Genomic DNA, 14,290 nt, shown 5'->3' on the forward strand with positions numbered 1-14,290 from the left:
TCGCCTTCATTCGCCGCCGATAATTCCTGATGCGATGGGTGTTGTCGTGCGCATGCGGCGGCGTGTCCTCGCCCGGCGGTCGTAGTAGGCGTGGTCGACCCGGGCCATGGCTCATCGGCAGTCCATCGCGACCTCCCGGGGTCGGCGTCGCTGCCGCCTGGTCTAATGGTCGGAACTTGGAGGGGAGGCAACGGTGCCGGAGGAAACGCGCGCGGACGCGACGCCGTCGCGCGCCGTCACCGCGTGGACGCAAGGTCTGCTCTGTGTGGCGATCGTGGCGAGCGGCGTCATCGTCGGCGGCCTGCTGCACGAACCGGATCCCGGCCTGACGACCACGCCTACGTCCGCGACCCGCGCAACCACCGAGGCCGAGCCGCCGCAGCCGTCCTTCGTAACCCCGCCGGTAACCTATCCGACGCAGATTCCCGGCTGCGCCACCGTTGAGCCGCCCGGCGAAGGCGGGTTGATTGGCTTCGCGTTCAGCGGCGAATTCGGTTACGACAACCCGGCGTATCCGTGGTTCTCCGGGCCCAAAGCCGTCGCGATGTCGACCGCGCTGCGCGAGGCGCTGCCCGATGAAGTGGTCATCGGCTTCGCCCCTGTCGGTGAGTCGCTGTTGTTCCAGCCGATCCTCGGGAACCCCGGTGACTCGGCCGAATTCGCGAAGTTCGGCGGTTCCACCGAAGCACGCGCCACACTGCGGCGCGGCGATCTGGCGGGGTCGCTGTCGATTTCGGTGCGGAAATCCACCGCGCCGATCCCGCCCTGTATCGCCGGGGAGCTCGACGAGCGTCGCCCGCTCGCCGACGGTACGACGGTCGACACACACGACACCTGGTCGCAGGTCGACGGGGTGCGCACCCTGTCCCGCACTGCCCGCGCCTACGCACCCGACGGCAGCGTTGTGGTGGCCTCTGCCACCGACGAGCCGCCCGGGCTCGGTCCCACCGGGATCGTGCCGTTGTCCGTCGACGAACTCGTCGGCCTGGTGAATGCCCCGGGGGCGCGGATCACCGCACCCGTGCCGCCCGGAACGCCGGACCCGCCCGAAGACTGCCGCCTCGCGACCGCGAATGCCGCCGCGATCGACGAGGCCGAATCGCGCAGGCTGGACGCGGTGCTGGCGCGGATCCCCCTCGATGGCCTCACCATGGACCGCCCGCTGGGATCGCTGCGTCCCGGTGCGGACGGCTCCGGCGGAGTGTGCCAGGCGGTTCGGGTCACCGCCGCGGGCCGACGATCCCGGCTGAGCATCGCGATCGACGCCGGTCGGACCACGCCGGCGACGGAATCCGCTGTGCCGTCGAGCGGACAGCCGGTGACCGCACGGCAGCTCCCGGACGGAACCATCGTCGAAAGCCGGGAGCTGCGAACGACTCTCGCGGCGAGCTCGGAGCTGACGCGCACGGTCGTCGTGACCCGCTCATCGGGGTCCGCGGTACAGGTGGTTTCCGCCGCGGAAAGTCCGGCCGAGCCGCTGAGCGTCGCGCAGTTGGAGGCGATCGCGCTGACTCCCGGACTGGAGGTGTCGTGATGGCGTGGCCGCCCGGCATCCGCAATCTGGTGCTGGCCGCGGTGGCCGCCGTCGTGACGAGCGCGGGCGCGGTCGCGGTGCTGCTGCATCCCGAGGACGGCACCCGCAAGATCACCGGAACTGTCGATGCCGCACCGGGGTTGGGGTGGTCGATCGACGCCGTCGCCATCGACGGGCGAGCGGCGGCGGAGTTCCGCGATCCGTTGGCCGGCACCGAATTCGATATGGACACGCTGGGTTTCGTCGACGCGGGAGACACCCTGGTGACCGTGATCGGGGTCGCGGACGGATCCATGCTGCGCGACCCGATGATGTACGGCATCGATGCCGGGACAGGCGCGACGCGCTGGCGGGCCCCCGCGGGCGAGCTCGGCGGCTGCGCGGGAACTCCGGTCGACGGCGATATCATCTGCTTCACGTCCCCGATAGCCGAGGTACCGGCCCTGATCGGCTACGACGTCGCCAGCGGAGCGATCACCCGCACACCCATCGATTGGCTCGTCTTCTCGCTCGCGGCGGCCGACGACCGCGTCTACGTCGCGGAGGGAGATGTCGAGTCCGACGATGTGCGGGTCCACTCGGGGACGCTCGCGGACCCGGATTCCTACTGGACCCGCGGGTTCGAGATGGGCACCTCATGGGAGGACATGCCTTCCGACGCGTTGGACGTCTCGCACGGACAGGGTGTGCTGACCCTCGGCGCCGACGTCGCCGGTTTCGACCTGCGCGACGGCGATCCGACATGGACCGCGGAACTGCACGGATGCTCCCGCATCACACAGACTTTCGACGCCCTCGTCCTGCACGACCACACCGGGTGCAGCGGAAATTCGCCCACCGGCGCCGAGATCTTGGACCGCGCCGGACATACGCTCGTCGCGACCGGCGGCGAGGGCGTGCACGATCTGACGTTCGACCGGCCCGCCGACGCGACGATCCCCGTCCTACTGGCCGATGGCGCCTACGATCGCCGGGACGGCGCCATCCGGTGGACCGATCCAGACCTGGTGCAGACCGGCCCCGACCGGAACGGCGGTGGCGCGAACCGAGGCACCGCGACGGCCGTGCTCGGTGACGTCGCCGTCCTGCACGATTCCGCGACCCGCACCGCGACCGGGGTGGAACTTCGTACCGGACAGCATCTCTGGCGTAGGCATACCGAACGCTTCGGCACGGTGCAGGGCTGGGACGGTCACGTCGCCGTCCTCACCGACGCCACCGGCCTGTGGGCCATCGATACGCGAACCGGTGAAATCGTCTGGGACATACCGTTCCTGGCGGTCGACGCCGATCCCGACGCCATCACCGGCGGCGGTGAGCTCAGCGCGAAGGGCGACGGTCACTACCTCTACGCCGCGCGACGCACGATCATCGGCCTTCGTCCGCTGGGCGGCTAGGTTCGAGCGCTCGGCCGTCGGCGGTATCTCGCTGGGGCTCCCAGTAGTGATCACGAATGGATCGACGGCACGGTGCCGGTCGGCAGCGGGCCCCGCTACGACAGGCGCACGACATCGCCGGACTGTTCCATCGCGACCGCCCACCGTGCAGCCGCACGCGCGAAATCTCGCGGGGATCGTCGGCGACAACCGGCCCTGCCCTCCACCCGCGGCCGGGCCGGAAACCACAGAGTTCTCTCACGAGTCTCGGGAGCGAGAGGTCGAACCTGCGCAGTAGCATCCGCGGAGAACGAGAGGAGCTCGACCATGGCTGGTGGGCGCAACGGATTCCTGCTGCTCGCTGGTGCAGCGTCGATCGGGGCGGGTGCGCTGCACCTGTTCGCCGCGGGACTGCACACCGAGCACGCCACCCTCGCCCGGCTGATGGTCGTGCTGGCGGCAGCGCAGTGCGTGGCCGGTCTGCTGGCGTCGGTGAGCGCTCGCAAGGCCATGCCGTTCACGGTGATCGGCGTGAACCTCGTCGCGGTGGCGATTTGGGGGTTCACCCGGTTCGCGGGGCTGCCGTGGCCCGACGGTCTCGGCACTGCCGAGGCGCCGCAGTTCCTCGACAGCACGTGCGCGGCGCTGGGGCTGCTCGCGATCGCCGGTGCAACCGTCGCCTTGGTGCGTCCCGGGGCGACACTGCCCACGGCGTCGGCCGCGACCGCCGCCGGTCTGGCGGGCGCACTCGCCGTCGCGGCGATGCTCGGCGGCGCCGGACACGTGCACAGCCACGGCGACGGCGACCACGCCCATGCCGCCGACGACCACCACACCGACCACAACCACGGAACCGGCACCGCGTGGCCGCGGCCGTGGGATCCGGCGACCCCGATCGACCTGTCCGGCGTGCCCGGCGTGACCGCCGCGCAGGAGCAACGCGCGACCGCCCTGATTAGCAGCACCCTCGACCAGCTGCCCGCGTTCGCCGACGTCGGTTCCATCGGCGCACTGGGCTTCCGCTCCATCGGCGACTCGGCCACCGGTTACGAGCACTACATCAACACCGGCTACATCCGCGACGACCGATTCCTCGACGCCGCCCACCCGGAGTCACTGGTCTACCGGGTCGACGGCGCCGACCGGACCCTGGTCTCGGCGATGTACATCGCCAAGGGCAAGACGATCGACGACCCCGAACTGGTGGACTACGGCGGGCCTCTGATGCAGTGGCACGTCCACGACAATCTCTGCTGGAAAGCCGGCGACAACGGCCCCAAGGTCGCCGGTGTCACCGACGCCCAGGGCAACTGCCCGCCCGGCTCGATCAACCCCGGCGCCGGCAATCCGATGGTCCATGTCTGGATCACCGCCCACCAGTGCGGACCTTTCGCGGCCCTGGAAGGCCACGGCGCCGGGCAGGCGGCCACCACCCCGGACGGCCGTCGCACCGACACCTGCTCCCACGATCACTCCGGCGGCCACCGCTGAACCACCCCGCAGGCTGAGCATCCTGTCACGGTCGACCTTCGGCAGGACCCCACCGCCTCACCGATCGACCTCGACGCGGTGCACGAGTGTGTCGCGGTGCAGGTGGAGGAGCTCGCCGACTGTCGAGAAGGCTACGCGCCGAGTGCCTCCAGAACCCGCCGCGCCTGGTAGTCCGCCCGCCCCTAGACGAGTAAGTCCGAAGTCCGGTCAGTGATCGTAGGAGATGCGTGACCGGATGCGGGGTTGGCCGGTGGTGCGGTTGTGGCAGATGGCGCTATCTCCGCTGCTGAATTGCTACGACGTGATCAGTCGCGGCCGGGTATCTGGGCGTCCGTAGACCAGGATGCGCGGCAGCACTTCCCGCAAGCGTGCCACGTCCGCTGCTGGCGCATGCAGCAACGCCTCGACAACGGGATCGGTCAGGCCGAGATTATCCAGCGACTCGGGATCCAAGGTCACCCGAAGCACGTCGCCGGTCAGCTCCACGTCGCGTACGCAGCCATAGGCAGTGCCCTGATCGGGCGTGACAAGGCAATGTGTGTCCATGCCCAGCGACACATCCTGTTCGTCGGGCTCGTCGAAGTCGCACATGAACAACAAGGAGAACCCCTCTTCGTCATTCGACTCCGCCACGCCCGCCATCATGCAGTCGTCTACATCTGGATCATCGAGTCCGCACGCAACCAGCGCCGTGAACCTGTACGCCATGCACGTGTTCTAGCATGCTCATCTGATCCGAGTGTTGGTCAGTGGTCGTAGGCAATCAGTGACCGGGTGACCGGTGCGCCGATCGTATGGTTGTGCCAGATCGCGGCGGCCATCGCGAGTATGCGCTGGGCGACGCGGATCGCGACGCCCTCGACGCTGCGGCCGCCGTGGTCTTCAAGGTCGAGTTGCATCAATCTTCACGTACAGTGCGGTCAGGAGGGCGTCCAGATCGTTCGTCACACAATGATCTTCGACGCCCTCCGCCCACGTCCGGGCATCACCGGGCCTTCGGACTTACTCGTCTAGTTGGTTGGGAAGGAACGGCGCGGCGGGGCCACCCGGGGTGCTGGAGAACAGCACCAGCCCTTCCACCCAGCGCACGCCCGGGGGCGGCAGGAGTCGTGACCGGTGGTGCCGACGACTTCGAAGTAGTCCAGCGTCAGGATGCGGGCGTGCGGGGCGTGTGCACGGATCCCCGCGATGGTCGCGGTCACCCGGGTGGCGGCGACGTCGATGGCGTCGGTCGTGCCGTCGGTGTCACCGGTGATCATGGCGTTCCGGCCCGGTGTGGCGGCGGGATCGGTTGTGAGACAGGTGAATACGGACTCGGCCAGAGCACCAGGAAAGCCCCCGCCGGGTCCCCGTACGAACGGATTCGCCGTCGGCTCAAAGCCATTCGATGCGGCGGAAGATGACATAGAGGGTGCCGCAGAGGGTCGCCATGAGTGCGAGAACGGCCGGATAGCCCCAGGCTTGTCGCAGTTCGGCCATGTGCTCGAAGTTCATGCCGTAGATCCCGGCGATCATGGTCGGAACGGCGAGGATCGCGACCCAGGCCGAGATCTTGCGCACGTCGGTGTTCTGCTGGACGGCGGTTTTCGCCAACGCGGCGCCGATGAGGGCGCTCAGGGCGTCGTCGAAGTCGTTGATGCGTTCGGCGACAGTGGTGTGGTGATCGGCGACGTCCCGCAGATAACGGCGAACTTCCTTGGGCAGCGGTGTTTCTGGTTCGCTGAGCTGGTGGAGCGGGTCGGCGAGCGGCTTGACCGCGCGCCGGAGTTCGACGATTTCGCGTTTGAGCTGGTAGATGGGTTCGATGGCGATCCGGCGGCGCGGGGTGAAGATCTCCTCTTCCATAGCGTCGACATCGAGTTCGACCGCTCGGGTGAGCTCCAGGTACGAGTCGACGACGAAATCGGCGATCGCGTGCAGCACAGCGCCGGGGCCCAGCTGGAGTCGCTGCGGGTGGGCTTCGAGGTCGCGCCGTACGCCGGCGAGGCCGGAGTGCTCGCCGTGGCGGACCGCGACGACGAAGTCGGGTGCGGTGAAAATGAGGATTTCGCCGGTCTGCACGATTTCGCTGACGCTGTGCAGTTCGTGCTCGACGTAGGCGACGGTGCGCATCACCGTCACGAGGATGTCGTCGTAGCGTTCCAGTTTCGGCCGTTGATGCGCTTTCACCGCGTCTTCGACCGCCAGTGAATGCAGCCCGAAGGTCTGCGCGATGTCGCCCATCTGCGTCTCATCGGGTTCGTGCAGACCGACCCATACGAACCCGGTACCGCGCGCGCGGACCTCGGCCAGCGCCGCGGCGTGGGTGAATTTGCCCGGGAGCCGCTGCCCGTCGACGTACACCGCGCAATCGACGATCGCCCGCGCGGTGGGGACCGGGACCTTCGGCACCACCGGAACCTGCCGCTCGGACCGCCGGAACGACGGGAGATGCGGAATATGCGACACCTAACGATGCTAGTCGGTTGCGCATTCTCCGGACGCTCTCAGTCGCGCCATAGACCAGCAAGTCGAACGTCATTGCAACAACTTGCCGACGGTGATGATTCGGACGTGAGACAGGGCAGCGGCTTCGACTCACACCACGTCGCGGACCATCCTCGTAGAGCCCGTCCCAGGGTCCTGATGCGACAACGCCGCGACGGTTGCGGTCGCCCGGGGTTCAGGACCTGCCGTCGCAGGTAACCAGGTCGAGGAGAACACCGGCATCGGCGCGCAGATTGCCGACGGCGTCGTCGCGGCCGGCGAGTTTGTGTTGCAGCGCCTGCTGAAAGAGGCCGTCGTACAGGGCGTATGCCGTTTTCGACGATACGAGCAATGGCCTGCCGGACAGATCCGCGTAGCGCTGCACCACGTTGTGGATCATCCGCTCCCTGCGTCCGTCGATCTCGATGACGTCGTTGCGGAAGGATTCCTCGAAGAGACTCTGGTTGCGCAGGTCGTACCAGAGCCGGTGCAGCGGCGCGTCGGTGTCGAGGGTGGCGGCCATGGCGGCGCCGAAATCTTGCCGGAGCTCGTCGGCCGTGGTCGCGGTGGCGACGATGTCGTCGTAGCGGGTGACGCATACCGCCTCGTACTGGCGCACCGCTTGGGCGATCAGCTCGACCTTGTCGTTGAAGTAGTAGTGCAGGACGCCGTGGGTGAACTCGGACTTCTGCGCGATCTCCCGCAGGCTGGTCCGGGCGTAACCGAGTTCGGCCAAGGTGTGCAGCGCGGCGTCCGCCAGCTGTGCACGCCGTTCCGCGAACTTGTCGACCTGTCTGCGCGCGATGCGATCCCGCCTGGTCTCTACGACGTCGGTCACCGTCACTTCTCCCGTCAGCGTCTGCGCGCCCTGCGAACCAGCTCAGTCTACGCGGCCGTGGGGAGCGGAAACGCATTCCTTTGACAGTCGTCAAAGAAAGTCTTGACGACTGTCAAAATTTCGGTCTACTGTGAGCCACGTCGCAATCGGACGTGGTCCCGCATCGAGCGCGCCACGCCGCATGAGCGATCCCGAGAGGAGATGCCGGATGAGTGGATACGACCTGACCGGGCGCCGAGCACTGGTAACCGGTGGAGCGCGCGGTCTCGGCGCGGGTATGGCCGAAGCGCTGGCTCGCGCCGGAGCCGCCGTCGCGATCGGCGACGTGCGGGAGGATCTCGGCAAGGATACCGTCGAAGCGCTGCGCGCCTCGGGCGCAGTCGCCGAATTCGTCCCGCTCGACGTCACCGACGACGCGCAGTGGGAGCGGGCCGTCGCCGATACCGTGGCCTCGCTCGGCGGCCTCGACATCGTGGTGAACAACGCCGGTATCGAAATCACCAGCCCCCTGGCGGATCTGGATCCCGACGACGCGCGTCGCCTCTTGGAGGTCAATGTGCTCGGCACCGCGCTGGGCATCAAGCACGCCTTCCGGGCGATGCGCCCTGGCGGCGCGGCGGGACAGGGCGGGGCGATCGTGAACATCGCCTCGGTCGCGGCTACCATCGCTTTCCCCGCCATCGGGATGTACTCGGCGACCAAGTCGGCGGTCGATCGCCTCACCCGCGTCGCCGCGATGGAATCGGGCAAGCTCGGCTATGGAGTCCGGGTGAACTGCGTCTATCCCGGACTGGTCCCGAACGAGATGGGTACGAGACTGGCCAACGACCTCGTCGAGATCGGCCTGTTCCCCAGCGCCGAGGCCGCCGTCGGCGCCGTGGTCGACCTGACACCGCAAGGGCGCCTCGGGGATTCCTCCGACATGGCCGACGCGGTGGTGTTCCTCGCCTCCGACGCCGCCCGCTTCATCACCGGCGCCGGCCTGCCGGTCGACGGCGGCATGGGCATGTGAGAACCGAACGACATCGAAAGGTCCTGAATCCGATGAGCACCGACAAATCCGTCGTCGTCTACGGCGCCTCCGGCTACACCGGGCGACTGATCTGTGAATACCTGCGCGAGTTCGGTATTCCGTTCGTCGCCGCGGGCCGCGACAAGTCCCGCCTTCAGGAGGCGATCGACAAGATCCCCGGTATCGACACTGTCGACCACGAGATCGTAGAGGTCGCCCACGAGGTCGGCCCGCTGACCGACCTGTTCCGCGGCGCCTCGGTGGTCTGCAATACCGTCGGCCCGTTCTCGCAATACGGCCACGAGGTGGTCCGGGCATGCCTCGCCGCGGGAACCCACTATCTCGACACCACGGGCGAACAGGATTGGCTCATCACCTGCGACGAGGAATACGGCAGCGAGATGGCCGAGCGCGAACTGCTGCTGGCGCCCGGCGTCGCGCAGATGTACACCACCGGTGAGATCGCGGCCAACCTCTGCCTGGAGACGCCCGGCATGGACACCCTGGACATCCAGGTCTTCTGGAAAGGATCACCGACCGTCGCGTCGACGAAGACGATCCTGGTCAACTCCGCGCTGTCCAAGGCCTACTACCTCGAACAGAACCAGTACGTCGAGTGGCCCGCCGACGCCGGACTCTACGACGTCGTGGTTCCCGGCCAGCACGAGATCGGGCTCGCCCTGCCATGGGGCGGCACCTCGCATCCGGTGTGGTTCAAGCGGGATCCGCGCGTCGCGAACGTGAAGGTGCTCGGCGGCGTCGTCAACCGGCCGCTGATGCTCGGCGTCCCACAGATCGTGCAGGCGGTCGCCGAGCAGGTGAAAGACCTCCCCGTGGAAGAGAAGTACCGCGTGCTGGCCGAGCATGCGTCGGCGGTGCGCAGCGAGATGCCGCCGCGGGAGAATCCGCGCGTCAACACCTCGCTGGACTCGGTGCACGCGTCCGGACCTCTGGCGCGCGCGCACTGCGTGATCTACGGCAACTGCAACTACAAGCAGACCGGCCTGCTGCAGGCCTTCGCCGTGAACTCGCTCCTGCAGACGCCGCCGAAGCGGGTCGGGTTCGCCTCGGCCTGCCAGGCGTTCGGCCACCGGGAACTGCTCGGAGTGCTGCGGGCGTTCGGACTGGTCGCCGAGCCGGTTCTCACCGTGCACGGTTGAGCACGCCTCGGCCCTGTCGGAATGCGGCTCCGCCCGCCGACAGGGCCGAGCCCCGGCCTTCCCATCCTCTTCGGCCCGAAAGAACGACTGTGCGTCTGACCGACTACCTCGACAAGGGCGCCTCGCTCGGCGCGACCGCTCCTTGTCTCACCATGAACGGAAACACGCTGACCTATCAGCATGTTCGGCAATTGTCCTGGCAGATCGCCCGCGCGCTCGACTCCTCCGGCGTGCGCCCCGGGGACAAGGTCGCGATCCTGTCCGCGAACGACACCCTGGCCTTCGCCTGTGTGTTCGGCATCGCCCGCGCGGGGGCGGTGTGGTGCCCGATGAATCCGCGCAACGAAGCCGCCGAGAATCGTGAACTACTCGAACTTTTCGATTGCGCGTGCTTGATCTTCCACTCCGCTTTCGCACCGCTGGTGGACGTCATCGCACCGCAACTGCCTTCGTTGACCACTCTGGTCTGCCTGGATGAAAACGTCGACGGCGCAGTCCGTTTCGATGATTGGACGCGCGACTGCCCGGCGACCGAGTGGCAGGCCGAACCCGTGGACGACGTCATCATGCTGGTCGGCACCGGCGGAACGACCGGACGGCCGAAAGGCGTACGGCTCACCGGTCACAACATCGAAGTGATGACGGCGCTGACGCTGATGAGCTATCCCTTCGAAGGGCGTCCACGCTACCTGGCGCTCGCGCCGCTCACCCACGCCGCGGGCGTACTGTGCTTCCCGATCATGGCCCTCGGTGGCGAGATCGTGGTCATGCCCGCTCCCGATCTCGCCGAGTTCCTCACCCTGCTGGAACGTCATCGCGTGACGCACGCCTTCCTGCCACCCACCCTGATCTACATGCTGCTGGATCACCCAGCCCTGTCGAGCGCCGATCTCGTTTCGCTGCAATGCCTTTGGTACGGCGCGGCGCCCATGTCGACCGCCCGGCTAGAGCAGGCACTACAGCGGATCGGTCCGGTCATGGGTCAGCTCTTCGGACAGTCCGAAGCGCCCATGATGGTCTCCACCCTCGCTCCGAAGGATCACTTCCGGCCGGACGGCTCCATCGCGACCGAACGACTGTCGTCCGCCGGTCGTCCCACTCCGCTCACTCAGGTGGCGATCATGGACCGCGACGGCCGGCTGCTGCCCACCGGCGAACGCGGCGAAATCGTCGTGCGCGGCCCCTTGGTGATGGCGGGCTACCACAAGAATCCCGAGGCGACCGCCGAGGCGTCACGTCACGGGTGGCATCACACCGGCGACATCGGCTACCTCGACGCCGACAACTACCTCTTCATCGTCGACCGCGCCAAGGACATGATCATCACCGGCGGTTTCAACGTCTATTCCGCCGAAGTCGAACAAACTCTGCTCACCCATCCCGCCGTCCAGGACTGCGCCGTGATCGGCCTTCCCGACGACAAATGGGGCGAACGTGTCACAGCCGTCGTCCAAATCCACCCCGGCCGCACCGCCACGGCCGCCGAACTCCGCGAATTCACCAAGGAACGACTCGGCGCCGTCAAAACCCCGAAGCAAGTCGAGATCTGGCCCGACCTTCCCCGCTCGAAAATCGGCAAGGTGCTCAAGGCCGAAATCCGGGCGGAACTGCGCGCCGAGAGCAGCGGCTAGCTGTTCTGGCGCCGTGATCCGTGCGCTCGACCGCGACTATGACAGTGTCACGGCTAACCGTTGGATGGCTCTACGGTCTCACCGGAAACGGCCGAGCGGTCCCGAACAACCCGCCCAAGGACCCCAGCCCTCAGCGGCGAGTACCTGCTCGGCGACGGCGATCTGCTGCTCACGGGTGGCTTGGTCGGCGGTCCGCCCAAACGCGGCGCCGCCATATGCGGCCCATGTGCCCGGCGCGAACTGCAGGCCGCCGTGAAAACCGTTTCCGGTGTTGCTGCTCCAATTACCACCCGACTCACACGCGGCGAGGCTGTCCCATTCCTGATCGGTGGCGGCGGAAGCTGGGCCGGCGTATGCCATGCCTGCGCCACCGACGATCGCGCCGATGGCGACGATCTTCTTCAGTGGGGTGCCCAGAGCACTCATGTCGCAATTCCTTTCGAGTCAGAAAACCAATACAGGTGTCCAAGCATGAAAGGTGATCACAAGATCTTTTGCGCCCGTTCGAGTGTGTGCCGGGCGCGGTGAGCCCAAGTGACAGTCATCGATATCGTGTCCACATCGAAATGCAGACCCATCGCGTGAACCACGCTCACGCACGGCGGGCTTGCGGGCCTCGACTGGCCCCGAGAGTTTCCAGAGCTGGGCACAGCTCGCCGTCGGCGGATATTCGCTGGCGGTAATCCCCCTGGATACGGGATCATTGCTCACCTGCATTGCTCGTCGATTCCAGACGCGAGGGGGAGCATGAGTTCACGTGCAACGGCGGTCGAGCTGGTGCTGCGTTTTTACGGCCGCGAAATGGCCTCTCGCAAGGCCATGGCCATTCCGGCGCTGCTGGCGCCTGCACTCGGCAATATCTGCAACCTGTACATCGCACCGCTGATCGTCGCCATGGTGGTCGGCCGGGTCGCGGTGACCGGGGATACGAGTTTCGGGGCCCTTGCTTGGTACATCCTCGCCTTCGGTGGCGCCCTGCTGCTCGCGGAATTGCTGTGGCGCATCGGGATTCACTGTCTGAACCGAGTCGACGCCTACGGTATCGAGCACCTGTACGTGCTCGCCATGGATCAGCTGCTCGCCAAGGACGCGGCGTTCTTTCACAACAACTTCGCCGGTTCGCTGACGAAGCGCTCGCTCAGCTTCGCGTCTCGGTTCGAACAGTTCGTGGACACCCTCGCCTTCGAGGTCCTGGCGACACTGGTGCCGCTGGTGTTCGCCTCGGCTGTGTTGTGGCGCTACAACCCCGTGCTCGTCGTCGTGCTGATGGGGATGATCGTGGTGACCGCGCTGGTCATCATGCCCTTGATCCAGCGCCGCCAGAAGCTTGTCGACGACCGGGAGGCCGCCATTGCGCAGGTTTCCGGGCACGTGGCCGACAGCCTGGCCAATATGCAGGTGGTGCGCGCTTTCGCCGCCGAACCGCAGGAGGCGGCCGAGCATCGACGGCGGGTCGCCTCGTCACGGCGAAAGTCGTTGCGCTCCTGGGATTACGCGAACTTGCGGATAGATACGCTGGTAGCGCCGCTGTTGGTGCTCACCAACGTGATGGGCCTGCTGATCGCGCTCGGCCTGAGCGGCGGGAACGCGGGAGTGGAGGCCATTGTGGTGGCATTCACCTACTACTTCAACGCCACCGGGATCATGTTCCGGTTCAACCAGATCTACCGACGGTTGGAGACAGTGCTCACCGAAGCGGCCCAGTTCACCGAACTGCTGCTCGACGAACCGAAGGTGCTCGATATCGAGCATCCGGAACCACTGCGGCCCAAGGGCTTCGACGTGCGGTTCGAGAGAGTGAACTTCACGCACGCTGGTGCGCGGCAGCTGTTCGATGGATTGGATCTGCACGTGCCGAGCGGCGCCAAGGTAGGGCTGGTCGGACGATCCGGTGGCGGCAAGACCACCATCACCCAACTGCTGCTGCGGTTGATGGATATCCAATCCGGAACGATACGCATCGGTGGGCAGGACATCGCCCGGCTGCGGCAGGCGGATCTGCGCAGTCTGATCGCCTGCGTGCCGCAGGATCCGGCCATGTTTCACCGGACACTGAGCGAGAACATCCGGTTCGCGCGCCCGGACGCCACGGACGAGGAGATCCTGCGGGCCGCCGAGGCCGCGCACGTCACCGAGTTCGCGGACGCGCTGCCGCGGGGTATGGAAACGCTCATCGGCGAGCGCGGCGTGAAATTGTCCGGCGGCCAGCGCCAGCGGGTCGCGCTGGCCAGGGCCATCCTGCGGGACGCGCCCATCCTGCTCCTCGACGAGGCCACCAGCGCCCTCGACTCGGAAAGCGAATTGCTTGTGCAGCAAGCGCTCTGGGAGCTGATGGAAGGACGTACGGCGCTGGTCGTCGCGCACCGGCTCAGCACTGTGGCCGGGATGGACCGGCTGGTGGTGCTCGACCAGGGGCGAGTCGTCGAAGAGGGGACGCACGAGGAGTTGCTGTGCGCGCAAGGAACATACGCGCAGCTGTGGCGGCACCAGTCGGGCGGATTCCTCGGCGAGGACGTGGTCGCCCGCTGACGCCGGCCTACGAAAACAGACGGCGGATGCGCTCGCGGATGCCGACGGCGTCCCGAGGTACTGGCGCGGCGGTTTCGGCGGCCGCTTCGGACGCGGCCGCCTGAGCGAATCGCATGTGCAGTTGTTCGCGGACCTGGTCCGGCGTGTAGGCACGGCGACGGCGCTCAGCGCGCACGATCACCACACCGGTCGCGACCACACCGGCCGCACCCGCCAATCCCACTGCTTTCCACCACCTCATACCGCATAGGCT

12 protein-coding genes and 2 pseudogenes are annotated in these 14,290 nt (G+C 67.2%); 7 read left to right on the top strand and 7 right to left on the bottom strand.

What is annotated here, in order from left to right:
- Positions 1 to 193 precede the first annotated feature (193 nt).
- From NX1_RS04060 to NX1_RS04070, 3 genes are all read left to right on the top strand, one after another.
- A complete protein-coding gene (locus tag NX1_RS04060) occupies positions 194 to 1,534 on the top strand; it encodes a hypothetical protein (RefSeq protein WP_068053792.1) in 1,341 nt (446 codons plus the stop codon).
- Positions 1,534 to 2,931, top strand: a complete 1,398-nt coding sequence (locus NX1_RS04065) for an outer membrane protein assembly factor BamB family protein (protein WP_068053795.1) — start codon at positions 1,534 to 1,536, stop codon at positions 2,929 to 2,931. Before NX1_RS04060 ends, NX1_RS04065 begins: the two co-directional genes overlap by 1 nt.
- 306 nt (positions 2,932 to 3,237) lie before the next feature.
- Positions 3,238 to 4,401: a hypothetical protein gene (locus tag NX1_RS04070; protein ID WP_068053797.1), complete on the top strand. Its 1,164-nt coding sequence runs from the start codon at positions 3,238 to 3,240 to the stop codon at positions 4,399 to 4,401.
- 294 nt (positions 4,402 to 4,695) lie between these two features.
- Here the strand turns inward: NX1_RS04070 and NX1_RS04075 are convergent, their stop codons facing one another.
- The 5 genes and pseudogenes from NX1_RS04075 to NX1_RS04090 all read right to left on the bottom strand — a co-directional run bounded on the left by NX1_RS04075 (position 4,696) and on the right by NX1_RS04090 (position 7,705).
- Positions 4,696 to 5,109 carry an Imm10 family immunity protein gene (locus NX1_RS04075; RefSeq protein WP_068053799.1) on the bottom strand — a complete coding sequence of 138 codons (414 nt, stop codon included), beginning with the start codon at positions 5,107 to 5,109 and terminating at the stop codon, positions 4,696 to 4,698.
- A gap of 38 nt (positions 5,110 to 5,147) precedes the next feature.
- Positions 5,148 to 5,297 (bottom strand): annotated as a pseudogene (locus NX1_RS35025) (IS982 family transposase); the annotation flags it as partial.
- Between the two features lie 114 nt (positions 5,298 to 5,411).
- Complete coding sequence (locus NX1_RS04080) at positions 5,412 to 5,660, bottom strand: hypothetical protein (RefSeq protein WP_068053802.1); 249 nt, start codon at positions 5,658 to 5,660, stop codon at positions 5,412 to 5,414.
- Positions 5,661 to 5,775: 115 nt separating this feature from the next.
- Positions 5,776 to 6,840 carry a magnesium and cobalt transport protein CorA gene (locus NX1_RS04085; RefSeq protein WP_068054257.1) on the bottom strand — a complete coding sequence of 355 codons (1,065 nt, stop codon included), beginning with the start codon at positions 6,838 to 6,840 and terminating at the stop codon, positions 5,776 to 5,778.
- Between the two features lie 223 nt (positions 6,841 to 7,063).
- Positions 7,064 to 7,705, bottom strand: a complete 642-nt coding sequence (locus NX1_RS04090; RefSeq protein WP_068054260.1) for a TetR/AcrR family transcriptional regulator — start codon at positions 7,703 to 7,705, stop codon at positions 7,064 to 7,066.
- Positions 7,706 to 7,913: 208 nt separating this feature from the next.
- On the opposite strand from NX1_RS04090, the gene NX1_RS04095 reads away from it, so the two are divergent.
- From NX1_RS04095 to NX1_RS04105, 3 genes are all read left to right on the top strand, one after another.
- Entirely contained in the window at positions 7,914 to 8,717 is an 804-nt protein-coding gene (locus tag NX1_RS04095) for an SDR family NAD(P)-dependent oxidoreductase (RefSeq protein ID WP_068053804.1), read from the top strand.
- A gap of 32 nt (positions 8,718 to 8,749) precedes the next feature.
- A complete protein-coding gene (locus NX1_RS04100; protein WP_068053807.1) occupies positions 8,750 to 9,877 on the top strand; it encodes a DUF5938 domain-containing protein in 1,128 nt (375 codons plus the stop codon).
- Between the two features lie 89 nt (positions 9,878 to 9,966).
- Positions 9,967 to 11,508: an acyl-CoA synthetase gene (locus tag NX1_RS04105; protein ID WP_068053809.1), complete on the top strand. Its 1,542-nt coding sequence runs from the start codon at positions 9,967 to 9,969 to the stop codon at positions 11,506 to 11,508.
- Positions 11,509 to 11,598: 90 nt separating this feature from the next.
- Here the strand turns inward: NX1_RS04105 and NX1_RS04110 are convergent.
- Positions 11,599 to 11,934, bottom strand: a pseudogene (locus tag NX1_RS04110) (transglycosylase family protein); the annotation flags it as partial.
- A gap of 321 nt (positions 11,935 to 12,255) precedes the next feature.
- Here NX1_RS04110 and NX1_RS04115 point away from each other — a divergent pair.
- Complete coding sequence (locus NX1_RS04115) at positions 12,256 to 14,037, top strand: ABC transporter ATP-binding protein (RefSeq protein ID WP_245668308.1); 1,782 nt, start codon at positions 12,256 to 12,258, stop codon at positions 14,035 to 14,037.
- A 7-nt stretch (positions 14,038 to 14,044) separates the two neighbouring features.
- Here the strand turns inward: NX1_RS04115 and NX1_RS04120 are convergent, their stop codons facing one another.
- On the bottom strand, positions 14,045 to 14,278 hold the full coding sequence (locus NX1_RS04120) for a hypothetical protein (protein WP_068053814.1): 234 nt from the start codon (positions 14,276 to 14,278) through the stop codon (positions 14,045 to 14,047).
- Between the last annotated feature and the right edge of the window lie 12 nt (positions 14,279 to 14,290).

The sequence above is a fragment of the Nocardia xishanensis NBRC 101358 genome (assembly GCF_001613365.1).
In the GTDB taxonomy this organism is placed as follows: domain Bacteria; phylum Actinomycetota; class Actinomycetes; order Mycobacteriales; family Mycobacteriaceae; genus Nocardia; species Nocardia xishanensis.